Below are 23,468 nucleotides of genomic sequence, written 5' to 3'. Positions count from 1 at the left end.
GCGCCCCTACATTGACTTCGTTGAGCATTCACTACGAACGAACGTTTTGGAGATTTTATTTTTTGGAGTTCCCTTAAGGCTCCTTTCAGTCAGGGATTCTCATCCGGGAACAGGCGATCGCCCCTTCTTGAATTCTTCTAAGGTCCCCATCCTAGAATGAAGAGAGTTCAAGTGGAGAAACCGGGTTTCTGACCCAAATTCTCGTCACCCACCCAAATTTCCATGAGAAACCCGGTTTCTGGCACCGAAATTATCCCTCTGACAACAGTAGGTTTGTTACCCTTAAGAGCACCTCCTCCGGTCCCCTCCCCTTAGCAAGGTCCGGGTTAGGGTGGGGTTCTTCTGCCGTAGCGATCGCCTGTTTCTGACCCTTATTTTCCGCCTCCGGTCCCCTCCCCTTAGCAAGGTCCGGGTTAGGGTGGGGTTCTTCTGCCGTAGCGATCGCCTGTTTCTGACCCTTATTTTCCGCCTCCGGTCCCCTCCCCAAGGCATCGGTCCGGGTTAGGGTGGGGTTCTTCTGCCGGAGCGATCGCAGGTCAAGAAATTACCCCTTCCCCAAATACACTTCTCCCCCTACCATCCCCACCCCCACCAGGGCTAACCCCATCCCGGCCCCCACGCCACCCCAAAGCAGAATACTCAAGGCAATCAGCAGAGTACAGCCGATATAGGTACTGGCAACCTGACTATGACTCCACCCAGCTTGCTGCAATCGTTGATAGAGGTGACTCCGGTGGGCTTTGAAGATGTTTTCCCGGCGGATGAGGCGGCGAACTAGGGTGGTGATAGCGTCTGCGGTGAGGGGGAGGGTGATGGCGAGGGCGGTCCAGGCGGGGAGGGGCTGGTCTGCGTTGAGCAGGGCAATGGCGACGGCGGCCCCTAAGACCGTACTGCCCACATCCCCCATGAAGATTTTGGCCGGGGACCAGTTCCACCATAGGAAGCCGAGGAGGGCAGCGGCGAGCAGCCACCAGAGGGGTTGGTTGAGGTAGAGGGCGAGGAAGCCGAGTTGCACCGTGGTGACTCCGGCAACTAAGCCATCTAAGCCGTCCATGAAGTTGTAGAAGTTAATCAGAGCGGTGATGGCGATCAGGGTGAGGAGGATGGCGATGATGCCGCCCCCTGTTCCCCAGGGGGTGAGCCCGGGTTGGGGAAAAGGGCCGAAACAGAAGATGGCGATACTGGCGCAGGTGAGTTGGACTAGGTAGCGGATACTGGCGGGGAGGTTGTGTTTGTCATCCAGGAAGCCGATGAGGGCGAGGGGAGTGAGGATGGCCCACAGTTGCAGTAAGAAGGGTTGGGGAGGGGAGAGGGGGAAGAGGTTTTCTGGGAAAAGTTTGGGGAAATAGGTTGAGAAGAGAGGGGTTGATAGGGTGATGGCGGCAAAGGCGATGATGAAGCCTAAGCCGCCGCCTCTTGGGGTGGGTTGGCTGTGGGAACTGCGATCGTTGGGGATGTCTAGGAGGTTTTGGCTGAAGCGTTGTTTGAGCCAGCCTGTGGTGAGGAGGCTGAGGAGGGTGGTGATTAGAGATAGAATTGGCAGTTGCATTATGGACTTTAGCTGGTTTGAGAAGCCCTCTAGGGAGAGGACAGGGGAAGATGATGTTCCTACCCTCTACAGTGACAAATCGTGCGATTCCGAGCAGCGGAGCCCTCACAGGAATCGCTACTTTGCAAAAATTAATTCCTTTTCAGTAAGTTAGTCTGTCGCGGAGGGATTGTGTGAACTACCGAACGGTGAATCGCTCGATTACACCTTCGGCTTCCTATCCAACAGATTTTTAAAAACCGGGTTTCTGGCCAGAATTGTCGCCAAAAACCCCAAATTTTCCAGGAGAAACCCGGTTTCTGACCCGATACTAATCTTTTTTCGCTTTATTTAACTCCCAAAGCTCATTCACCCGCATGGCGATTTCAACTTTGCTCTGCCTGAGTAATTTTATCTCGGATTCGGTCAGCGATCGGGGTTTTGAGCAAGTAACGTGCTTCAGACTCTGTAAGGCAGTCAAAGTTGAAGCCGAATCGGTTTTGCCACCATTGTTCAAGTTCGCATCCATGTTTTAACCTCAGTGCATCAAGAGTGGATTCTGTTAAAGCAAGATTGGCTGAATAGGGTTTGCCCGTTAAGACCGTTGCGCCTATGACCTTTCCTGCGCCCTGAATAATATGAGAGCGGAGGTTGGCGAGGGTTCCACCTTGTCCTACAAAGTCGTCAACTAAAAGATAACATTGGTTTGGGATAACTGCTCCCTCAAACTTAGCTTGTCGGGCAAGCCGAGAAAACCCATCGGCTCCTGTATGGGCGACAATATTGGTTTGAACGATGCCGCTGTCCGCCCGCCACTGTAAGTTCTGAGCTAGGGAATTTGCTAATGCTTCAGGAATTGCGTTCACACCGACATTCTCAATTGCGTGGGCTGAAACTAATGTCATCGGGATGCCTGCAAATGTAGATGCTAACTGTTCCACTACCTTTTCTGAAAGCATTTCATTGACCAACTGATATGCAGCATTAGGGTCTCCTGATTTGGCTGCACTGTAAGCAAAATGCTTTTTCACCGCTAATTCTGGGGCGTGAATCCATACTGATGGAAATTCATCCCAAGGAAATCGCACAACTGTCATTAGCTCAACAACCTCTACTGAATAGCGCTTAATCTTGAGAAACCGGGTTTCTGGCCAGAATTGTCGCCACCCACCCCAAATTTTCCATGAGAAACCCGGTTTCTTGTCCCTTGAAACAACCCCCTATGGTAGCCAATTTTCATCCAGAACTTGCTCTAGGCTGAAACAAGGGTCTGCGGGAATGAGGTCTGCATTGAGACCTGTGGCATCCAGAAATAGCTTTCGCCCATTCTGGTATTCCTCAATAAAATTTTCCTGGAGATAGTTTTTGAGACTGGGACTATCTTTGAGGATGAGTTGAATCTGCAAGCGAAAATTTCTAATCTCTAATGTCCAACCTCGGATACAAGATTCTCGTTCTTGTTGCCAATATTTGACTTTGAGCAAGTGTTCCCACAGTCGCATCAGGTCGCTACAAATCGCCCGTTTGTCTCTTTTCCCTAAACTTTTTATCTCCTCAATTAAATTCTCTAGGTCGATATCACTGAAATCCTGGGTTTGCAACTGGGCGATGGTTTGCTCTAACCAAAGTTGGTAGTCTGTGTCGTATAAGGGTAATGTTGGTTTCATTTTTATCCCCCAAGTTATTTTGAAAGCTTTACGGGATAAGGTTCTGATTTTATTTTAGGTTGCCCAAGGGATAGAATCAATTCATACGGAATTCAGTTGTTAAAGGTCTATAAAAACCCACACCCTCAAGGGTGGAGGCTCACAGGACAAAGCCCGCCTGCGCGGGCTAAAAGACCAACCGGATTTGGTATCATTAGTATTATCAATCGGTATCTAAATTAAGCATTCAAAATCGCCTCTTCAATTTCTGCTAGAGTGACATCTTCTTGGTCGGATTTGGCCTATATTAACAGTAGTAAAATACATTCAGGTGCAGATAATTGATAAATTAATCGGTATCCACCACTTTTGCCCGTGGGAATATCGCTATTTTTTGCCCTAACTTTAAACAGGGTAAAATCAGTACCGGCAATTTGTTGGCCGATAATTTCTCCGGTTTCTCAAGTCTCAATTATGGGTCGAATATCTTCCTGAATTTTACGATAACGTTTAGAGAGAGCCTTGAAACGACGTTGAAAAGGTGCGGTAAAACGAACTTCTGCCATAATCAACTATCCAAGTCTTCCCATAATTGGGAAATCGGGTAAGTTTCTCCGGCTCTGGCTGCGCGAATAGACTCTTGTAAGTCAGCTAGAATCTGAGTTTTTGGCTCATTTTCATCAACGGGGCTGAGTCCACTGAGGGTTGAATAGCGTTCGATTGAGGTAATTTTTTGCAACAAACTGTTCCAAACTTCGATTGGAATAATTACTTCAGTTTTTTCCCCTTGGGCATTGGAAATATATTTAACTAGAGCTTGAACTTCGGAAATATTCATTTATAGCCTCATTCATGGAAGGTGCAGAAAGGCAAGTTTTGGATGACGGTTACTATGATTATATCGCGATAAGGGGATTGCAAAATATAAATCATACGGAATCCGGTTGTCAAAGGTCTATAAAAACCCACACCCTCAAGGGTGGGGCTACACAGACGAAGCCCGCCTGCGCGGGCTGAAGAGTAAACCGACTTTTAACAACCGGATTTGGTATCATCCAACCGTTCAACTGAAAGGAAGGTATCTGTAGGGGCGCAATGCTTGCGCCCCTGGGGCGCAATGCTTGCGCCCCTACACTGACGGGGCTATTCCGTTGAGCCGTCACTACGGACGAACGTTTTGGAGATTTTATTTTTTGGAGTTCCCTAAGTTTAATGTAGCCTAGGCTGTTGCGGATTTTGCTGTTGCTGATTAGAGGGGGATTAACAGGTAATTTCCGGAAATTACTGGAAATATTTGTCCAGTTATGGTAGTATATTGACTATTGTCAAACAACAACCATGAAATATGCAACACCGAGGGAAGCGTCTCAAATCCTTCAAGTCTCAGAAAGAACACTGCGAAACTGGGATAGAGACGGAAAAATACGCACAATTAGAACTCCTACAGGTCATCGACGGTACGATATCGATTCCGTTGTCAATCCAGAAGGCGATACCAGAATCAGAATCCTTTACGCCAGAGTTAGCTCGTACAAACAAAAATCAGACCTTGAACGACAAGCGGATTACCTGCAATCCCTGTTCACAGACGGACTCATTATCAAAGACATCGGCTCCGGACTCAACTACAAACGCAAAGGATTACTTTCCCTTTTGGGACAAGTTCTGTCAGGAAACGTCAGAGAAGTTGTGGTCTGCCACAAAGATCGACTCGTTCGGTTCGGTTTTGACCTCATCGAATGGTTCTGTCAACAGCAAAATTGCCAACTCGTGGTTCTCAACCGAAGTGACTTATCTCCAGAACGAGAAATGGTTGAAGATATCCTTGCCATTGTCCACGTCTTCAGTTGTCGATTGTACGGACTCAGGAAATACAAGTCTGTTATCAAAGAAGATTCGGATTTACCCAGAGACAGCCTTGGCTAAGACGTGGTTTCAATGGATATCCGCTGCCCGATGGTGCTTCAATCAAGCCCTATTCATACTTAAAACTAAGAGGATTGGCAAATATGACTTACGGAAAATGGTCATGGATATGGCTCCATCTTGGGTTAGCCAAACCCCATATAACCCACGCCAATTGGCGGTATTCCAAGCTTATGATGCGCACAAAGCAGCAAGAAAATCAGGGGGAGATGCTAAGTTTCGGTCTGTACGCGAACCTGTTAAGTCTATCCGATTTCAAAAAGATAATTGGAAAAATGGGACATTTTATCCGACGCAGACCAAGGGATTAAGGTTCAAAGCAAGTGAGCCAATTATCGACAAGATGCACCACGAACCCACCTTGGTACTAGATAGAGGACGCTGGTTTATCTGTTATGCCATAGATGCGCTATCGCTAGAACCACTAAACAGCGATCTAGCCATCGCCCTCGATCCAGGGGTAAGGACATTTCTAACTGGGTTTGACGGGCAAGAAATTTGGGAAATTGGCAAGTCGGACATGGGGCGGATTTACCGATTGGCTTACCACCTCGATAGGTTAATGTCTCGGATTGGTCTAGCCAAAGGACATCAATTTAAACGCTTACGGTATCGGTTGCGTAAAGCTGCCCAAAAAATCAGAATCAAAATCCGTAACTTGGTTGATGAAGTCCACAAAAAAGCAGCTAATTACATTAGCACTAAGTATAAAGTAGTATTTTTGCCCAAGTTTGAAGTGAAAAATATGGTCAAGCGAGGAAAACGACGCTTGGCGACGAAAACGGCACGCGCAATGGTGACTTATGCTCATTACCGTTTTAAGACTTTGTTGAAGCATCAAGCAGCTAAGTATGGCTGTGTTGTAGTAGACGTAACGGAAGAGTACACCAGCAAAACCTGTTCAAAATGTGGTCATATTCACACCAAGCTAGGAGGCAACAAACAATTTGTTTGCCCTAATTGTGGTCACAGGATAGGACGTGATATTAATGGCGCCTTTAACATTTTGTTGAAGGCTTTGAGAGATACCTCCACCAATGGCGTGATTACCTCATTCCAAATGGTGCCATACTCAGAAACTTCCGGCTATTGCTAGATTTTTCCGGGTTAAATGTATCTGCTATCCACGACGAGGGAACCTAGGAGGCGATCGCGAAGCGGCGCGGATGCGCGATCGCTTGTTCTAACCAAAGTTGGATAGGGATTCTTCTGTGTCGTATCAGGGTAATAATCTGTTGATTTTATTTTACCCGGCCCAAGGAACAGTGGAGAGTGATGGAGTAAGCGCGATTAAAAGATACCGGGTTAACTCTGGCGACGGCGGCCCCTAAGACCGTACTGCCCACATCCCCCATGAAGATTTTGGCCGGGGACCAGTTCCACCATAAGAAGCCGAGGAGGGCAGCGGCGAGGAGCCACCAGAGGGGTTGGTTGAGGTAGAGGGCGAGGAAGCCGAGTTGCACGGTGGTGACTCCTGCGACTAAGCCATCTAAGCCGTCCATGAAATTGTAGAAGTTTATCAGGGCGGTGATGGCAATCAGAGTGAGGAGGATGGCGATGATGTGGCCCGCTGTTCCCCAGGGGGTAAGCCAGGGTTGGGAAAAAGGGCCGAAACAGAAGATGGCGATACTGGCGCAGGTGAGTTGGACTAGGTAGCGGATACTGGCGGGGAGGTTGTGCTTATCGTCCAGGATGCCGATGAGGGCCAGGGGAGTGAGGATGGCCCAAAGTTGCAGTAAGAAGGTTTGGGGAGGGGTGAGGGGGAAGAGGTTTTCTGGGAAAAGCTTGGGGAAGTAGGTTGAGAAGATAGGGGTTGAGAGGGTGATGGCGACAAAGGCGATGATGAAGCCTAAGCCGCCGCCCCGTGGGGTGGGTTGGCTGTGGGAACTGCGATCGTTGGGGATGTCTAGGAGGTTTTGGCTGAAGCGTTGTTTGAGCCAGCCTGTAGTGAGGAGGCTGAGGAGGAAGGTGATTAGAGATAGAATTGGGAGTTGCATTATGGACGCAAAGTTTGCTGGAGACCCTCATCTATCGTAAATGGTGGTTGCCAGTTTAGGGTGTTGCGGATTTTGCTGCTATCGACTACGAGGGAACCCAGAAGGCGATCGATGGTGGGGGTGTTGAGGGGGAGCGATCGGCCTAGGAGTTTTTAATTAAATTAGCCATAACATCATATTTTGGCAGTTACGATACTTCGACTGCTGACATCAAAGCCACTTCTTGAGCAATCCCTTCTACAAAAGACCGAGGTGAATAGTTAAAGTCTATTTTAGCCGGATTATGGTCAAATACTTTATCTTCATTTAACCTTAAAATTTGCTCAGTAGTGACAGGAGTTTTTATCCCGATACTATTTGCAAGTTTAATCAAAGATAGTGAGAGATTTACAGGTAAATGTATAGTATTAATGGATTTTCCCAAAGATTGACTTGCAAGTTGAATCACTTCATTGTAGCTGAGAACTTGTCCTCCAGAAATATTGTAATCTCGTCGAAAAGTTATTTCTTTATCAAGAACTTCGCCAATTGCCCAAGCGACATCTTCTACATGAACAGGTTGTTGTAAAGATTGCCCAGAACCGAAAATAGGAATAATTGGGAAACGTTGTATAAAACGCAGCAATCGAATCATATTGCGATCGCCTGGTGTCCCGTAAACCATTGTTGGACGGAGAATCGTGTAGTTTAAATCACTTTGCCGAATAGCATCCTCAGCCGCTTGACGAACAACTTTGCTCTGAGCATTCAGCTTGGTGAAAATGGCTGTGGTGCTAACAAACACTGCTCGTTTAATTCCAGATTCTTGACAGGCTCTTACAATACTAGGGCCGGTTCCTAATCCAAGAGAAGCCACGTTAATTAAGGTTTGATATCCTGAAAAAGTTCGGCGTAACGACTCAATATCATTTAGATCGCCCTCTACTAACTCAATTACAAGATTTTTTAATGTTTCAGTGTTAGAAGAATATCTGACGAGACAATCAAATTGTATGCCTCGCTTCAATAGTTCCTCACATACAAAACCACCTGTGAATCCAGTTGCCCCAGTCAACAGAATTTTAACACTCATAAATCTTCCTGAATTAGATTCCAAAGTTTTTGTGCCACTATTTTACGTGAGTAGGCTGACGCTACCAAAGCTTCCGCTCGCTTACCCATTGCGTTACGTTCATTCAGGGGCATATCTGCCAATGTTATGATTGCATTCGCCAAACTTTTGGCATTTTCAGGAATACAAGTAAGGCCGATCTGATGTTTTTGTATTTCTTCATTTACTGCTCCACCAACCGAAACCAATACAGGTTTACCAGCAGCATAGTAATCATAAAGTTTGTTTGGGCTAACTCCATATTCAAACATCGGCAAGGCTTTAAGTGTGAGAATCAAACCGTCAGCTGCTTGAAGTAAGCTAGAAATTTCGGTTTTTGGAATTGGTGATCTAAATTCCAAACTTTTGATATTTGTGCCTTGTTCCATTAACTTTATTTTTTCGGGTCCATCTCCTACTAATACAATTACAAACTTATCAGGGTGGCTTTGTTCCAGTAAACGTGCAGCTTCAACAATAGTTTCCAAGGCATTGCAAGTCCCGTGAGCGCCAGCATACATTAAGCAAAATCGTTCGGATTCTATTTGATATTGAGCTTTCGCTTCTTCTGGAGAGATAGTAATTTTAAATTGATCGATATCGGGGCCATTGGGTAGCCAACAAACTTGTAAAGCCCCACGTTCTTGAACATAGTTAACCCAGCCAGCTACAATCACGATAACGCGATCGCTTTTTCGATACAGCCAACTTTCTATCCAAGCTAACAAGCGAACTTGTAAACTACCAGGCGATTTTCCCCCTAGTTCAATTAGTGCTTGAGGCCACAAATCACGAACTTCAAAATAAAATTTAGCTCCGCGCAGTTTAGCTAAAATCCAAGCGGTAAAAGCGGCTAGAATTTGTGGAGAAGAACCAATAATGAGATCGGGTTTAGGTTTGATCAACCCTATGAAAAACAAGTTCAGACAAAATGACAACATATTAACTATCCGTTGCCAGTTATTGCTTTTATATGGAGTTGCATATAACCAATTCCAGTCTAAACCTTGAATATCATCTTTTTGCCATAGTTGCGGAAACTTTAGTTTTAAATACTCTCTCTTGCCTAAGTTGTAGTCTGAGGCAAAAATCTTGACCTTGCAGCCTTGTTTGAGTAAAAATATACCAAATTCATACTGGCGAGTATGGCCTGGTACATCTGGTGTATTAGCAAATTGATTTATAATCCAAATACGATGAGTCACTATATTTTATAATTAATTACAGATGGGTTTCATCCAAGTTTCTTAGTTAAGAGAACCCTTATACTAAGGTATATTTGGTCTGTTTGTGCGGATTTTGCTGTTTAGACATCTCCAAAAATTACGAAACCTCACCTGGCAAGAATTCTAGGATTACGAGTTACTTTTCATTTGCATTTAATTTTTACGAAAACATAAGGGTTTAAGGCGATTTGAGTTAAAAATACGCAAATCATTCTCGCTCATTAGTCGGTATATGCAGTTGACAACTTTTAAGGTTTAAGTAGGTAAAATTAAGGCTCCTATTCGTAATCTTACCAAGCCGCATACGCTGGAAATAACAGATTCATAATTTGAGCGCCTTAGTCTAAATCTTTCGGCAGCAATCCGGAAATTTTTTAGTCTTCTAATTAGATGTTCTACAAAAATTCGGTTAGACGAAAAAACTTTATTTTCTTCTTTGTGTTCGAGGCTTAGTTCTTGATTTTTAGGTTTTTTATGAGGAGTGGAGATTTGGAATCCTCCAACATAAGCCTTGTCCCCTTTAAACTTTTGATTAGGGTCAAATTTTTTTTGCTGCTCTTTAAATATTTTGATGTCACTAACTGGTCCTTTTTTTCCAATTTTTATATCCACAATATCTTCACCTTTTGGGAGAACAATTACCTGGTTTTTAAGAGTATGAGTTTTCTTTTTTCCTGAAAAATGTTCTTTTTGCTCTTCGTTGTCAGTGGGGCGTTCTATGGGTTGTTCAGTGCTATCTACTGTTAACTCATGAACCGTGAGTATTTCTTGAACTACTTCTAGGTCTCCCACTTTTTTTTTGACCTGTTCTAAAATGCTGGGAGGTAATAATTCATTTAAAATTGGCAGGCAATACCAAAAGATGGTGTTAGCTGTAGATTCACAAACTCCAAATTGAGCTCCGACATACAGAAAGGAAGGATGTTGGTAAAGATACAACAAAGTTATAAGAATTTGTTCTTGAATTGGTAACGTGATTTTCCGACCTGCCCTTTTGACATTCTTGGTCGTTTTTAACCGCTCGGCGTACGCTTTTTTCTGGAGGTGTACAATGTCCGCTGCCCTCCACAAGTCTTGTAACTGCTCATAAGTTATTCCTACAAGCCTCGGGGTTAAATCCGGGTGGTCTTCAATATGTTTTAGAATTACGCTCATGGCAGGACAAAAAATAAAGGTCGCTCTTATTATAGCATATCCTGTAATTTTTGGAGATGTCTTTTTATGGATGAAATTATCAGCAAATTGAATCTTTAGGATTTTTAATAATTAAGGTGAATATGAACAAGTCAAAAAGTAAAATAATTGTTCTAATGTTTATTATATTAATAGTATTTTCTCTGGTCTCTAGCTTCGCAAGCAAAAAAATGAGGGTCTTAGGAATGACAACAGATGTAGCCACACCAGATGTAGTAAGTCCTCGTCTCCCTGAGTTTCCGGTTGGTTGGTATGACACAATCACGGCGACTAGAACACCCGAAAAAGTTTCAAGAGAGGGGGTAAATATACTGCTTCCTTACATTATTAATACTAATTACGAAAGAATTAGCAATTATCTGGATGCCGCTGAAAAAGCAGGTGTAAAGGTTGTTTTAGATATTTATCGTTCTATTGTACAGAATGAAGATACTGATGCCGCAATAGAGTTTATTCGTACTTTCAAGGAACATCCAGCACTATTTGGCTGGTATCTCTATGACGAACCTGAAATTCATGGAGTATCTGCTAAGAAACTAAAAACAATCTACGAAACAATCAAAACCGAAGATCCAATTCATCCAGTTGTTTTAGCTACTACTCAGCCAGCAAGAGTGTCGGGTGATTACAAAGAGGTATTGGATATTGTTTTATATCCTTTATATCCTATCCTCTACAATTCGGAAGAATTCACCAATTTAAACAACCTTAACTTCAAAAGTATTTTAGAAAGGTATGCTCCTTTGGCTATCAATAACGGCAAAGAATTTTGGTTCGTTTTACAAGGCATGGGCAAACAACCACAACGAGAAGAAAGTTCTAAGAATTGGCGTTTACCCACAAAAGCAGAAGAAAGATATATGCTTTATACCGCTCGATTGGCGGGGAGTCAAGGGTTTTTATTTTTTTCTCACTATCGTTCTAATCAATCTTGGATTAACTCTGTACTGACTCCGATCATACAAGAATTCAACAATTACATTGGTGCTATTCACTCAACTTTAGTAGTAAAAAAAGCACCAACAGACAGGGACGACGTAGAAGTTGGTGTTTATCAAAGTCGTCAGACGGGTAACTACGTTCTAGTCGGGATACATCATGCTTTGGGGAACGTGGATGTTAACATTACTATGAAAGAGCTTGCAAGTATGGCTTTAGTTAGAGTTTGGGGAGAAAACAGATCGTTTATAGCACTAGGCGGAAGTTTTAAAGATAATTTTGGTGATTATGCTGTCCACATCTATGAAATCCGAACCCTGACAAACTCTAGATAAAATCTCCACATATTCAATTCATTCTTACTTAGTGGAAATAAAATTTACATCATTTTATTAATTACTTCAACAATTTTTTCAGCGGCATTTCCCTCTCCATATAATGGTGGTACTTCATTTATAATAGTTTTTTGAATGAATGTTTCCGCCGCTAGGATTTTATCAACTTGATTTCCAGCTAAAATATTGTATCCACCCGCTATCAACTCATACCATTCAGTCTCATTGCGTAACGTAACACAAGGTTTTTTAAAGAAAAAAGATTCTTTTTGCAACCCGCCACTATCTGTAAACACTCCTTTGCAATTCGAGAGTAGGGTAATCATATCAAAATAACCCACTGGCTCTATTAGCCTAACTTGAGAGCAATAATCAATTCTCAGTAGCTTACGGGTTCGAGGATGTAATGGCAAAACTACAGCAGTAGTTTCAGAAATAGTGTTTAGAGCATCCATGATGTTACTAAAATGAACTGAGTCGTCCGTATTTTCTGCTCTATGCACTGTTGCCAAATAAAAGTTGCCGCTCAGTTGCTGAATAAGTGAAGATATGGCATCTGTTGGTTTGGCAATTTCACTATAAAACAGTGCGGCATCATACATCACATCTCCGACATTAGAGATTAGTGCTTGAGTTCTTGCAACTATACCTTCATTTTGTAAATTTTTAACAGCCGTTTCAGTAGGGCAAAGTAACCACTTAGAAATCTGGTCAGTTAACACTCGGTTAACTTCTTCTGGCATATTCATATTAAAAGATCGCAGCCCTGCTTCCACATGAGCAACAGGAATATGCACCTTAACTCCAGCTAAAGCACCTGCCAGAGTTGAGTTAGTGTCTCCATACACCAGAAGAACATCAGGTTTTTCTTTGATAATCACCTCTTCAATTTTTTCCAGCATTCGCCCAGTCATGGCTCCATGTGAACTCCCACCTATTCCTAAATGATAGTTAGGTTGAGGAATCTGCATCTGCGTAAAGAAGACTTGAGACATATTGGCGTCATAATGCTGTCCCGTGTGAACTAATATCTCTGTTAATCCTTCGGTAGAGCGAATAACCCTGGAGACAGTGGCAGCTTTAACAAACTGTGGTCTAGCTCCCACAACAGTTACAATCTTCACAGCAAGATATCCCGATTAAGTGAGTTTTTGATAAAAATCAAACAGCTTTTGGGCTTCTGTTTGCCAATTATATTTTTCCAAAACAGCATTTTTTCCACGTTGACCCATAGCTTCAGCTTCTTGAGGATGTTCAATTAGCCACTGTATAGCTTCAGCAACCTCTTGCGGTTTCGTAGGATCCACACATAAGCCACAGTTGGCTGACTGTACAACCTCGGCATAGAGTGGAAAATTAGAAACAACAACAGGTAAGCCGAGTGCCATATATTCAAACATCTTGGTTGGGTAGGACTCAATATAATTAGGAATAGGTTGTAAAACCGCCAAGCCAATGGAGCATTGAGCTATGGTTCTCCAACCTTCCATTGCTGGAACATATCCAGCGATGTATATAGCATCCAAACCATAGTTTTGAGATAATTGTATTAGTTCTAACTTATGAGATGAACTCACAGGACCTAAGCACTGCCAAGCTACCTTATATCCTTTCTCTTTTAAATTATGTAAAGCGTCTAATGTAATCAAACTACCACGTTCAGGTGTGACTCCACCTAAATAAGCAACCGTCGGAAGCAAATTTTTGGGGTTATTAATATTTAAAAACTGTTCTACAATCGGCAGATTTAATACAGTTTCATATTGGTTTATCCATAAATAATCTTTTTGATATGAAGTCTCAGCATATACAACAGGCAAATGAAACATTAATAATTTTTCTAGTAATCTATATGCTTTAGCAACAAACGGACGGATAAAAGGAAAGATATAACTCTTAGTTAGTAAAGATTTGGGAACATTTTCATGCATATCATAAATTGTAGAGCGACCTGTCATTCGTAAAATTTGCGCCCAAGGTAATAGTTCAGGATCGTGAATATGATAAATACACCCGTTTTCTCTCAAAGCAGTTTTAAATACTTGCCACGCTGTATTGGTTATGCGATTTATACGGGTTTCATTTTTTTTTATGGCTATTATCTTGACACCCTCTACGATTTCATCTTGAGTATGCGGTACAATTAGAACTACTTCATAACCTTTTTTTACAAGAGTTTTACATTCTTTATGAAAAATTCTTGTGTCAAAAGGAGGATGTACAGAAGTTAAATGAACAACTTTTTTTGAAACCATAGAATTTACAAGATTGATTGATAAATTAAAATATGAGCTAATGGAAGCCAGTATATTATATCTTTTGGCAAAATACCGGATTAACCCCCTCATCGAGGATCGGTGGATTGACAGAATTATGGAATAAGTCTATTAGCTATGAAATATTTTTAAAATAAATTTGGCTGGGTTGTATTTGTGAATGTAAATTAGAAAATTTTAGAATTTTTTTTGATTTTTCTGAACAACCAATATTAAGACCTAATATAAAAAACAATAAGAGAGGTTGATACCAACTAGCAAGGGTCTCCGCAACGAGTCCAAAAACTAATGCAAAAAATAAATAGTGCCTACCTATAGCTGCAATATTTTTAACTTTGGACTTTTGAAATATGATAAAAGAGTAAAGACTGATAAATAAATGAATCGATAAACCAACCCACCCAACTCTATATAAAATATATAAGAAATCATTATCTACAGTTCTGACAATTTGTCTAGAACCCAATCCGAAAAACTCCCTTAATAATCCGGCTGAAGAAAATTCTTGATAAACATTTTCCCAGTGGATTACTCGAAGTGAAAACGAATTTATAGACATAAGATTTCCTGATTTAACAACAAGTTTTAACTGAGAAAGATAGGGAAAATATTGTGAACCTAATACAAAAATTAAAAATATAGATATTGATATAAATAAACCAATAATAATTAAAGCACGTAAATTTTTATAATTACTTTTACTTGCTAAAAATATACTAGAAATAATCATAAGTGGAAACAATAAAATTATAGTCCGAGATGAAGACATAACTACTACTATGAATGCAATCATTAAAAACAACCAATATAGCTTTTTATTTTTATGCCCTAAAAAACTTACTATCATGGCTGAATTGGAAACAACCCATGCCATATTATTAGGATTTCCTAGACTTCCTGTAACCCTAAAAATTAAGCCAAACTCTCTACTTTTTTCTGCCGAGTATAAAACACTAAAATAATTAAGTCCTAATGCCTGGAAAACCCCCAGAATAAATTGTCCCAGAATAATTGTATAAGCAGCTATAAGTAGACCTTCTTCTAAAGAATTTTTATTCCCTAAACGAGCTATGGAATAGCCATACAATAAAAAAATAACTAAAAGTAAAGGACGAAATAATTCTAGTGGGGCTGTACTACGCAATTCATTGGTATTAATCAGAAAAGATATTACCAAAATTAGGTCATATAATAAAAAAAGAACTATCAAAAATTTTACCTTAAAAACAATAAACAGTTTTTTTTTAATTGAAATCCAAAAAATAATAGATGAAAAAAGAAGAGCTAGTAAAGGATAAATAATAAATTGAGAACCAGAAATCGGAGTTTTCGGGAGGTAAACTAACAAAAGAGGTACTAAGGAGGTTAAAACTACATAGAGTTTATTGGTATTTTGTGCAGAAAATTTATTCATTATTGTAAATAAAAGCATAAAATTAATACAGTCTTATTCAAGATGAAAAATGTTTAGGATTGTAATTGAAATAATTGACAATTACAAAACCTAATATTTTTTTTAACAAACCAAAGCTAACAAAAAAAAATGCATAGGGCCAATTAAACACCAAAAATGAATAATTAGTTATATCATAAACATTGCCTGACTGATGCCGATCAAACAAGTCATTTAAAAAACATTTAAACTTATTTTTAGCTGAGTAAAGGTTTCTTCCACTAACTCTATTACTAGATATTTGAGTTTTTATATAAGTAGAAGTAAGCATTATTAAATCAATCTGTTGTTTTTTAGCTCGGCTTGTCCATTCATAATCAGATCCATACTGAGGCAATTTTTCCTCGTTGAGAAACCCAATTTTTTTTATAACGGCAATAGGAACTAAAGTTGCCCGAGTAGGTAAAACGTCACAGTAAATTTTATCTTCTATTTGTTCTAAATTTAAACCTTTATAAGAGGTGTCATAAAAACATTGGAAACGTCTGAGTTTCAGACCAGCATAAACAATTTTTTTAGTCTCAGAATTGATCGCCATACAAGAAATTATGGCATCGTCTTTTGATTCATTTACAAAGGTTTGTAGAAAATTTTCATTTTTGACATGAATATCATCATTCATAATCATAATAAAATTTACTTGTGGTTCAGAATTTAGTACATATCTAATTCCAGTATTAGTTGCCCCTGTAAACCAAAGGTTAGAACTAGCTTTAATGATACTGATATTAAATTTATAATTGTTATAATCAACCCTAAAATCTTCTGTACCATGATCTACCACAACTACTTGAAAATCGGTAAATTTTTGAAAGTTTAAGGATTGAAGTAAGTCATAAATATGAGTAAATCTATTATAAAGGGGTATAATTATTGCCAATTGAATTTTTGAATTTTTACTCATAAAAATTTTATTAGTTTGTGTCTATCTTTGCTGATTAAATTATCAAAATCTTTTTTAAGATATGTTGATGATTTTTTCTATTCGTTAAGCTCTTGAAATTCTTTTATAAACAAGCCATCAACTTGTAAAAGCTTCCCTGAGCTATCGATCAAGACAGGGCGAAAGTTATAGAGCTGATAGCCCAAATTTTCTAAGTATTGAATCATTTCTATCCATAAAATTTGATCTTGGTATAGAGGTAGCAATGACAACTCAACTTGAATCGCTTTAATTTTTTCTAAGATTTTCTCAGCTCCTTCAAGAACTGGCTTTTCATACCCTTGCACATCTATTTTCAAAAGAATTGACTGACTGCTTTGGAAATAATCAGGGGCAATTGTATCGAGTTTAGTCACTTGAACGATTTCAGATTCATAATATTTCGAGCCTGGAGCGGCATTAACATGAGAATCTAACATATTTAAGACTGAAGAGCTGGATGAATTAGAAGCAATATTAATTTTTATGTCTCCATTCATATTACCTATTGCAGTTCGTGGTGCTACTTCCCATAAAGAGTCTAACTCACTCAATTTCTTTAGTTTTGAATAGGAATCAGATAAAGGTTCAAAAGAAACTATTCGTCCAGTAAAACCTAGTTCTCTAAGCAAACAACCATATCCGCCTGTACTAGCCCCCACATCAAGTACCAGATCGATGTTATTCTGGTGAAAAAAATACTGTAGCCTAGCAAACTCAGAGTTGACCAGATTAAATTTTTTGATTTCAACACGGATTTTATTTCTTAAAAAATTTCTTATTTTTTTCTTTATCATTGAATTAATCTCCTGTAATTGAATATTTTATATTAAAGGTATAAATAGTTTAAATTGATAACATAAAAAGTTATATATAAGTATCGAACGACTTTACCGACGAAACCGAGGAAGGTGTTTTCAACGACAAGATTTCAACATTGTAAAAATGTAGCAATGGTTAATGGATTTAAGACTGCTATTTTTATTTTAAATAAAAAGTTCTCGCTTTATATTGCGTGCCCCCATTTTTAATAAAGATTTATAAACTTTTGTTTTATTATCCCACTGATAATTCATCATTTGATATCCCATAAGATTTTCACATAGCTTTGCCGCTTCAAATACATTATAAACTCCAAAATGAGATGCATCTAAATGCAGCCATCCATCAATAAAACCTTGAGGATATTCTGAATGATTAACGCTAAAATTTTCTTGGTTTTTGTTGAAATTAGGATAAGGGGAATTGAATAAATTGAATTCAAACCATTTTTGTAACTTTAAATCATAATCTAATGATTTTTTAATGGTGTTTAGGTTATTTACCCACTCTTCTTCAGTGGATGCCGGCATAGATGTTATGCAATTCTTTAATAGCATTTGTTTATTCACATTTAAACTACTTGATGATTTAAATAAAAACTCTTTGCATTGTTGAAAAGATTCTGCGATAGCAGCAGGAATCAATTTAAGATTAGGGATTTCAGGATGCCACTTATAACCAAACTTTTCATTAAGCATTTTAAAATCTTCCGTTATTGCATTACCTTCCCCAAAAATCTTAAAAGATAATCCATTGCTTTTAGCGGAACCTCCATTGATACTCATGGGAATGCCTAGAGAAGCATACTTATCACTCAAATATGCAAAGGCAAAACCAGAGTAAATATCAGGGGTTTGAGAACTGAAGATTCGACCACTTTTTTCTATTAACAATTGAACTAAATCTCTATGGATCGCTGAATTATATAGCATAGGTAAAAAATCATACTTTAATTTATAATTACCTACTTTCTGGATGATTTTTTTCCCTGGCAAAATATGATTAATTTGTTCAATTGGAATTCTCAAGTTGTTAGGCTTATCCGGGGAATTAGGCCATCTATAATAAACTCGGTTCCATCTAATAGCTTTAAGATTTAGAGCTTTTAATAGCCGATCTAATTGATAAAGAGCATGAAACAATAATCCATCATCATCACCAATTACAATTAAATATTCACCTGATGCCTGAGAAACACCTAATTCCCAATTTTTGCTCATTGCCAAAGGTTCATCTGAACGAATATATTTTATATTTGGTGAGTTTAAGGAATTAACTACTTCTCTAGTAGATGGAGAGCTAAAATTATCAGATACAATGATTTCGTAGTTGTCAAAACTATATTGATTAAGACAAGTTCTTAATGTATAAAACAGAGTTTCATGCCTTTCTTTAGTAGGGATTATTATACTAAAACGTGGATTTGACATAATGAATCTATTTCCCCTTTAATTAGTTTAAGAAATTCAAGCTGATCATGTTTATCGCCAACAAAACATTTAATTTTTTAAAACCACATTTAATTGGGGTCAATATTTGAAGGCTACCGCATATGTGCTTTTACATGATTAATTTAAAATGCTTTTTAGCGCGATATGTATATATTTCACCCGATTGTAAGTAGATATTCAAGTAGTAACTAGAGTTTTTTGTGTGTTAGCTTTGATTTTATCTTTGGTCTTACTCATAATCATCATCTTAGATTCTAGCTGTTAAAGCATTTAACGAATTCACAAAAATCGCCTTTGCTTTTTCCCTTACCCTGTTCGCGGACAAAAAGGTTGCACAAAATGTACAGAAAAAAGTTAAAAATAATATTCCCAGTTGAAATAACCAAACATCTGGAACAGGTAATGACCAACGGATTATCCAAACGACGCTCAGAGCAGAGATAAGGGGATAACCCACATCTTCTCGATACCATAGCCATTTCTCAGTTTTGAGGATTCGACGATACATGAAATGTACCCCGATCAAAACATAACCTGCATTAAGACTAACCCATGCCCAGGCTGCTCCCACTGCACCATAACGGGGAGTCATCCACAAAATAGCGGGAACAATGAAGGAGACTGCCACAATATTAGTTTGTAACCCTAGTCTAGTCCAACCATAGGCAAGTTGGGTTTGATAGGGAATCCACATTAGGCCGTTGAGCATATTCCCTAGTACCAAAAGTCTGAGCAAAGGAGCAGTATGCTGGGCCAGTTCAGAATTTTGAGTCCAAAGTTGTAGAAAGGTTTCCGAAAAAAATATCAAGACTAGGGCGGAGGTTCCCAACACCACTGTCACTAACTGGGCTCCTTGATGATAAGTCCGAGTCAACTTAGGGAAGTCTTCAGCGGCAAAGAGTTGAGTTAGACGAGGGAACCAAGCTTGCGAGATCGGACTGATTAGCATATACAAAGCCCCTGCCACGGTTGCTGCTAAAGTATAATAGCCATATTCAGTCAGTGTTAAGAGCTTAGATAGCAAAACTTTATCCACCTGAGTGAGCAACATAGACAGAAAAGTAATGCCCATGATGCCTCCCGCATAACCCCAAATCTGGCGTAAGACTTGCCAAGAAAACCGTCCTGGGCGCTTGGCTTTGGGTAAAATGCTGTATATTGTACAGGACAAAGTAGCCAGAGTCACTATGGAAACTAAGCCTTGCCACAGAAAAAAGGCTTGAATAGTGGTAGAAAACCAGGCTAAAATTGCCACTGACCCCAAACCTCTCAGGGTAGCCAGGAAACTGTTGATTGCATTGAACAAAACTTGCCGTTGTAGACCCACTAAACTACTGCGGTAAATCGTTTCCACAAAGCGCAGGGCTGCAACTAATCCCATAATACTAAAAGATTGAGACACTATTGCTACAGGTAGGTCCTTAGCCTGAAGCCAAGAACTCGCCAACCAATGGGAACTCAGGGTAAGGGTAACGGCAATTACAGCAGCAATGGAAAAGGTAATGATTTCAATACTGCGAAGAAGGTCTCTGATCGACTCAGGAGTATGTTCACCCCCAGTAAAACGGGCCATTTCTCGGCTGAGGGTTGGGGTCATACCCATATCCAAGAGACTCAACGAAGCAGTTATCACTCCAAATAAACCAATTAACCCATAGGACTCAATACCAATGTAATGAATATATAGGGGGAGGAAAGCCAGTCCCATCAAGGCATTCCAAACTTGACCCAGGTAATTGGCAATTAAATTACGTTTAAGCATTTAATTCAGATAAACTCTGAAATATATTGAAAATTATCACCCCGAAGATTCCGCATAATTGATTCAGCTTTTTGAGAGGAATGGATTTCACATTACTAGACCCGTTTTAAGTAACCATCTGGAGCTACGGTAATCAACAGTTTGTGCTGAATGCTTTTATCAATTTCAAATTCGGGGTGGGTTTTGAGATATTCCCAGACGGCAGTTTTAGGATTATTGCCCACGCCCCAAGGCCGATCGCCAAACATCTCATCAGGCAAATCTTCGATTAGTGTGTCGAAGACAATACAATAACTTCCCACTGAAACTAATGGTGCATAAGCTTCTAGTTCAGCCAGAACATGATCGTGGGTATGGTTGCTATCCAGGGAGACTAAAATTTTTTTCTTGCTTGCGGCTTTCGCTTTTACTTGCTCAATAATTTCAGGAGCAATGCTAGAACCTTGAATCATTGAGATGCGCTTAAACATGGGGTGATCCTGTATTGCCTCACGATTATGTTGACGAATGTCAATATCTATCCCCAATACCTCAGCATCTTGAGGACCGCCACAGATCGCATTTAGCTCTAGCATGGAAGCTAAAAAAATTAATGAACCACCATGAGCAATACCAGTTTCAATCATTAGATCTGGCTGCACCCCCCAAATCAATTCTTGCATCGCTACTATGTCTTGGGGGTACTGAATTATAGGACGACCGAGCCAAGAAAAATTATAGGTGTAGCGATTCTGATTAGTCTCACGCGACCATATACGAGAAAGAGCTTGAATATCTCTGTCTGCACTCAGTCCTGCGATATTATTTTCAACTTGACGCTTAAAATCTTCTAAGGGATTCACTCAATTTGCCTTTTAAATTAAATTATTGCTTAGTCATGCAAGCGTAGATGATATTGCAATCTTCTGGATGTTGTTTGCCTAGCTCATATGATGCCCGACAAAACTCAGATTTCCAATCCTTCTCCTCAGAGCCAACTCTTCCCCATCCAAATCCACCTTCTTTCCATAGTCCATTTTCTAAGAACCAGTTCATTTGTGGGGTAGATAAAGATTTATAAAACACTCCTCCAGTTGCAACAACAGTTACCTCGGCTTCTTTAATATCAGCCAGCAGTGTTTTCAAAGTGTATGAGCGTCGATGTCCAGCAACTTGAATATCAAAAGGAGATAATTCTTCACAGTGGGTAAGGGTCCCCATTAAGACAGCAAGCCTACGATTTATAGCGTTGGCATTAGGAACATGAACAATCAAAACTCCATCGTCATTAAGTAAACTGACTGCTTTACGAAGAATTGTAATTGGATCAACTACATGCTCAAGAATGTTCAGCATGGTTATGGTGTCAAATTTCTGTGTTGTGTCAAAATCTTCGATTAAAGCTTCGTGAAAATGGGCATTAGGCAAGTTTATTTTAGCCAAGGCAAGATGCTGACTTGAGGCATCAATTCCAACTACAGTTTCAAAAGCATTGGACAAAAGTGATGTCAATGTACCATCACCACAAGGCATATCTAAAAGACTACGACCACGAGCATATTCTAAGCAAGATTTGGCTTGATAGTATCCAAGGATACCATTATAGTCAGCAAACATTTTAGACCGTGCCCAAGTAAAAGTTTCTTGTAGTTTTTTTTCCTTCTCAATCTCAATATTCATTTTCACCCCCATCACTATCGGATAACAATTGACTAAGACCTTTTTCAAAGGATATGACTGGCTGCCAATCGAGATGTGATTGAGCCAAATTAAAATTCATTGAAATTGATGCTGTATAAGAATTAATTAAAATCTGTTCAAGAGGACTAGAGCTATCAATCCAATCTCTGATCATTTCTGCAATTTGAAATGTGGAAGTGATGATGCCAGTACCCAAATTCAAATTACCAATAAAGTTACTATTCAGTGTAGCAATTATGGCTGAAACCAAATCATCAATATGAAGCAAGTCTAAAGCTGGATTACCATTTTTATAACGGTGAGTTTTTATCAATTGATTTTTTCTTGCCTTGTCCAAAAAATTATAGATAAATTTAGGTTTATCACTGCCAATACCATAAACTGGACTAGATCGAAGAATTGTACATTTTAATCCTCCATTAAGTCGAAAATGATCGATTAAGACTTCTGCAAGATACTTTGTCTCTCCATAGGGACCTTTAGGGTGAGCAGGTGTAGATTCATTCGCCAAAATCACACCTGCATAACCCGAGTAAATCTCCCAGCTAGATAAATATATAAGGTTGATATTTTTAGACAGGCAAACATCAATTACATTCCGAAGCATTGTTATTGATTGCCCCATCGCTACATTTGATGTGTATATCCTGGGATTAGCTAGATGAACTATGCAATCAATATTTTCTTCATTTACAATTAAATCTAGCTTTGTACTCCCAGTGCTGATATCAATCTGCTCACGATTAGGTGCAATAACTCTAAATTCATTGTTATTAGATAGAGATGTTCGTAAGGCAGTCCCTATAAATCCATGACCACCAGTTATGAGAATTGATTGATACTCACTATTGTCATTATCTATTTTATGCCGCAACAACCCTAAAGCCTCACGTACTGCATTGAGAGGATCTAGTTTAATTTGTGCTTCACCTGTGGCTTCCTGAACTCTGTGTAAAGCATTATCAAAAGATATTTGCTCTAGCCTTGTAAGGATCCCTGTAGCGATCGCATTACTCCGAGACATCCCATAATCGCAGCAGATAACAGTAGGCTTACCTTCAGTGATCGCCTGAATTCCCTGCTGTATTTTTTCGCTAATCACCTCAACTGTGTTTCCAGATTTGTCAACCAAATCACGAACGTCAACGATATTAATACCTGATAGATCACCAACCGCACTGGCAGCGGCAGTACCAAGCATCGGTGTAATCCAGCGTATAG

At 39.7% G+C, this 23,468-nt stretch carries 22 protein-coding genes; 3 read left to right on the top strand and 19 right to left on the bottom strand.

Annotation, left to right across the window (positions count from 1 at the left end; translation table 11 throughout):
- Positions 1-250 precede the first annotated feature (250 nt).
- The 5 genes from NG833_RS10265 to NG833_RS10245 form a co-directional block, all read right to left on the bottom strand.
- The gene (locus NG833_RS10265; RefSeq protein WP_254565199.1) at positions 251-487 is read right to left on the bottom strand and encodes a hypothetical protein; all 237 of its coding nucleotides are present in this window, start codon (positions 485-487) and stop codon (positions 251-253) included.
- Positions 488-544: 57 nt separating this feature from the next.
- Positions 545-1,549, bottom strand: a complete 1,005-nt coding sequence (locus NG833_RS10260) for a glycosyltransferase family 4 protein (protein ID WP_254565198.1) — start codon at positions 1,547-1,549, stop codon at positions 545-547.
- A gap of 365 nt (positions 1,550-1,914) precedes the next feature.
- Positions 1,915-2,559 carry a phosphoribosyltransferase gene (locus tag NG833_RS10255; protein ID WP_254565197.1) on the bottom strand — a complete coding sequence of 215 codons (645 nt, stop codon included), beginning with the start codon at positions 2,557-2,559 and terminating at the stop codon, positions 1,915-1,917.
- A 189-nt stretch (positions 2,560-2,748) separates the two neighbouring features.
- Positions 2,749-3,195, bottom strand: a complete 447-nt coding sequence (locus NG833_RS10250; RefSeq protein WP_254565196.1) for a DUF29 domain-containing protein — start codon at positions 3,193-3,195, stop codon at positions 2,749-2,751.
- Between the two features lie 547 nt (positions 3,196-3,742).
- Positions 3,743-4,012 carry a hypothetical protein gene (locus NG833_RS10245; protein ID WP_254565195.1) on the bottom strand — a complete coding sequence of 90 codons (270 nt, stop codon included), beginning with the start codon at positions 4,010-4,012 and terminating at the stop codon, positions 3,743-3,745.
- A 500-nt stretch (positions 4,013-4,512) separates the two neighbouring features.
- On the opposite strand from NG833_RS10245, the gene NG833_RS10240 reads away from it, so the two are divergent.
- Both NG833_RS10240 and NG833_RS10235 read left to right on the top strand, forming a co-directional pair.
- Positions 4,513-5,100 carry an IS607 family transposase gene (locus tag NG833_RS10240; RefSeq protein ID WP_254565194.1) on the top strand — a complete coding sequence of 196 codons (588 nt, stop codon included), beginning with the start codon at positions 4,513-4,515 and terminating at the stop codon, positions 5,098-5,100.
- Positions 4,988-6,196, top strand: a complete 1,209-nt coding sequence (locus NG833_RS10235) for a transposase (RefSeq protein ID WP_254565193.1) — start codon at positions 4,988-4,990, stop codon at positions 6,194-6,196. Before NG833_RS10240 ends, NG833_RS10235 begins: the two co-directional genes overlap by 113 nt.
- Positions 6,197-6,341: 145 nt before the next feature.
- On the opposite strand, the gene NG833_RS10230 is transcribed toward NG833_RS10235, so the two are convergent.
- From NG833_RS10230 to NG833_RS10215, 4 genes are all read right to left on the bottom strand, one after another.
- Positions 6,342-7,097: a glycosyl transferase family 4 gene (locus NG833_RS10230; protein ID WP_309143845.1), complete on the bottom strand. Its 756-nt coding sequence runs from the start codon at positions 7,095-7,097 to the stop codon at positions 6,342-6,344.
- Positions 7,098-7,284: 187 nt separating this feature from the next.
- Positions 7,285-8,169 carry an SDR family oxidoreductase gene (locus tag NG833_RS10225; RefSeq protein ID WP_254565192.1) on the bottom strand — a complete coding sequence of 295 codons (885 nt, stop codon included), beginning with the start codon at positions 8,167-8,169 and terminating at the stop codon, positions 7,285-7,287.
- Entirely contained in the window at positions 8,166-9,392 is a 1,227-nt protein-coding gene (locus NG833_RS10220; RefSeq protein WP_254565191.1) for a glycosyltransferase family 4 protein, read from the bottom strand. The genes NG833_RS10225 and NG833_RS10220 overlap by 4 nt, the downstream gene beginning before the upstream one ends.
- Positions 9,393-9,668: 276 nt before the next feature.
- Positions 9,669-10,568, bottom strand: a complete 900-nt coding sequence (locus NG833_RS10215; RefSeq protein WP_254565190.1) for a transposase — start codon at positions 10,566-10,568, stop codon at positions 9,669-9,671.
- Between the two features lie 224 nt (positions 10,569-10,792).
- Here NG833_RS10215 and NG833_RS10210 point away from each other — a divergent pair, with 224 nt between their 5' ends.
- Positions 10,793-11,881 carry a hypothetical protein gene (locus NG833_RS10210; RefSeq protein WP_254565189.1) on the top strand — a complete coding sequence of 363 codons (1,089 nt, stop codon included), beginning with the start codon at positions 10,793-10,795 and terminating at the stop codon, positions 11,879-11,881.
- A 44-nt stretch (positions 11,882-11,925) separates the two neighbouring features.
- Here the strand turns inward: NG833_RS10210 and wecB are convergent, their stop codons facing one another.
- The 10 genes from wecB to NG833_RS10160 all read right to left on the bottom strand — a co-directional run bounded on the left by wecB (position 11,926) and on the right by NG833_RS10160 (position 23,448).
- Positions 11,926-13,005, bottom strand: a complete 1,080-nt coding sequence (wecB, locus tag NG833_RS10205; protein WP_254565188.1) for a non-hydrolyzing UDP-N-acetylglucosamine 2-epimerase — start codon at positions 13,003-13,005, stop codon at positions 11,926-11,928.
- Between the two features lie 15 nt (positions 13,006-13,020).
- A complete protein-coding gene (locus tag NG833_RS10200; protein ID WP_254565187.1) occupies positions 13,021-14,136 on the bottom strand; it encodes a glycosyltransferase family 4 protein in 1,116 nt (371 codons plus the stop codon).
- A gap of 136 nt (positions 14,137-14,272) precedes the next feature.
- A complete protein-coding gene (locus NG833_RS10195; protein WP_254565186.1) occupies positions 14,273-15,571 on the bottom strand; it encodes a hypothetical protein in 1,299 nt (432 codons plus the stop codon).
- 37 nt (positions 15,572-15,608) lie between these two features.
- A complete protein-coding gene (locus NG833_RS10190) occupies positions 15,609-16,514 on the bottom strand; it encodes a glycosyltransferase family 2 protein (RefSeq protein WP_254565185.1) in 906 nt (301 codons plus the stop codon).
- Between the two features lie 77 nt (positions 16,515-16,591).
- On the bottom strand, positions 16,592-17,329 hold the full coding sequence (locus NG833_RS10185; protein WP_254565184.1) for an FkbM family methyltransferase: 738 nt from the start codon (positions 17,327-17,329) through the stop codon (positions 16,592-16,594).
- 189 nt (positions 17,330-17,518) lie between these two features.
- Positions 17,519-18,784 (bottom strand): glycosyltransferase family 2 protein, encoded by a 1,266-nt coding sequence (locus NG833_RS10180; protein WP_254565183.1) that lies wholly within the window; start codon positions 18,782-18,784, stop codon positions 17,519-17,521.
- Between the two features lie 268 nt (positions 18,785-19,052).
- Positions 19,053-20,567 (bottom strand): lipopolysaccharide biosynthesis protein, encoded by a 1,515-nt coding sequence (locus NG833_RS10175; protein ID WP_254565182.1) that lies wholly within the window; start codon positions 20,565-20,567, stop codon positions 19,053-19,055.
- A 95-nt stretch (positions 20,568-20,662) separates the two neighbouring features.
- Positions 20,663-21,409: a cephalosporin hydroxylase family protein gene (locus NG833_RS10170; RefSeq protein WP_254565181.1), complete on the bottom strand. Its 747-nt coding sequence runs from the start codon at positions 21,407-21,409 to the stop codon at positions 20,663-20,665.
- Positions 21,410-21,431: 22 nt separating this feature from the next.
- On the bottom strand, positions 21,432-22,226 hold the full coding sequence (locus NG833_RS10165; protein WP_254565180.1) for a bifunctional 2-polyprenyl-6-hydroxyphenol methylase/3-demethylubiquinol 3-O-methyltransferase UbiG: 795 nt from the start codon (positions 22,224-22,226) through the stop codon (positions 21,432-21,434).
- Positions 22,216-23,448: an NAD-dependent epimerase/dehydratase family protein gene (locus NG833_RS10160; RefSeq protein WP_254565179.1), complete on the bottom strand. Its 1,233-nt coding sequence runs from the start codon at positions 23,446-23,448 to the stop codon at positions 22,216-22,218. The genes NG833_RS10165 and NG833_RS10160 overlap by 11 nt, the downstream gene beginning before the upstream one ends.
- Between the last annotated feature and the right edge of the window lie 20 nt (positions 23,449-23,468).

The organism is Oscillatoria sp. HE19RPO, assembly GCF_024220515.1.
In the GTDB taxonomy this organism is placed as follows: Bacteria; Cyanobacteriota; Cyanobacteriia; order Cyanobacteriales; family Laspinemataceae; genus Laspinema.
Note: the sequence above shows the minus strand (reverse complement) of the source record. Positions and strands in the feature narration are given on the sequence as shown.

What these genes read in the sequence shown, in the direction of transcription:
- NG833_RS10160 (WP_254565179.1), bottom strand. Translation starts at nt 23,448, where the DNA reads ATGCTTGGTACTGCCGCTGCCAGTGCGGTTGGTGATCTATCAGGTATT.
- NG833_RS10245 (WP_254565195.1), bottom strand. Translation starts at nt 4,012, where the DNA reads ATGAATATTTCCGAAGTTCAAGCTCTAGTTAAATATATTTCCAATGCC.
- NG833_RS10195 (WP_254565186.1), bottom strand. Translation starts at nt 15,571, where the DNA reads ATGAATAAATTTTCTGCACAAAATACCAATAAACTCTATGTAGTTTTA.
- NG833_RS10260 (WP_254565198.1), bottom strand. Translation starts at nt 1,549, where the DNA reads ATGCAACTGCCAATTCTATCTCTAATCACCACCCTCCTCAGCCTCCTC.
- NG833_RS10225 (WP_254565192.1), bottom strand. Translation starts at nt 8,169, where the DNA reads ATGAGTGTTAAAATTCTGTTGACTGGGGCAACTGGATTCACAGGTGGT.
- NG833_RS10165 (WP_254565180.1), bottom strand. Translation starts at nt 22,226, where the DNA reads ATGAATATTGAGATTGAGAAGGAAAAAAAACTACAAGAAACTTTTACT.
- NG833_RS10210 (WP_254565189.1), top strand. Translation starts at nt 10,793, where the DNA reads ATGACAACAGATGTAGCCACACCAGATGTAGTAAGTCCTCGTCTCCCT.
- NG833_RS10180 (WP_254565183.1), bottom strand. Translation starts at nt 18,784, where the DNA reads ATGTCAAATCCACGTTTTAGTATAATAATCCCTACTAAAGAAAGGCAT.
- NG833_RS10230 (WP_309143845.1), bottom strand. Translation starts at nt 7,097, where the DNA reads ATGCAACTCCCAATTCTATCTCTAATCACCTTCCTCCTCAGCCTCCTC.
- NG833_RS10175 (WP_254565182.1), bottom strand. Translation starts at nt 20,567, where the DNA reads ATGCTTAAACGTAATTTAATTGCCAATTACCTGGGTCAAGTTTGGAAT.
- NG833_RS10185 (WP_254565184.1), bottom strand. Translation starts at nt 17,329, where the DNA reads ATGATAAAGAAAAAAATAAGAAATTTTTTAAGAAATAAAATCCGTGTT.
- NG833_RS10200 (WP_254565187.1), bottom strand. Translation starts at nt 14,136, where the DNA reads ATGGTTTCAAAAAAAGTTGTTCATTTAACTTCTGTACATCCTCCTTTT.
- NG833_RS10240 (WP_254565194.1), top strand. Translation starts at nt 4,513, where the DNA reads ATGAAATATGCAACACCGAGGGAAGCGTCTCAAATCCTTCAAGTCTCA.
- NG833_RS10250 (WP_254565196.1), bottom strand. Translation starts at nt 3,195, where the DNA reads ATGAAACCAACATTACCCTTATACGACACAGACTACCAACTTTGGTTA.
- NG833_RS10190 (WP_254565185.1), bottom strand. Translation starts at nt 16,514, where the DNA reads ATGAGTAAAAATTCAAAAATTCAATTGGCAATAATTATACCCCTTTAT.
- NG833_RS10215 (WP_254565190.1), bottom strand. Translation starts at nt 10,568, where the DNA reads ATGAGCGTAATTCTAAAACATATTGAAGACCACCCGGATTTAACCCCG.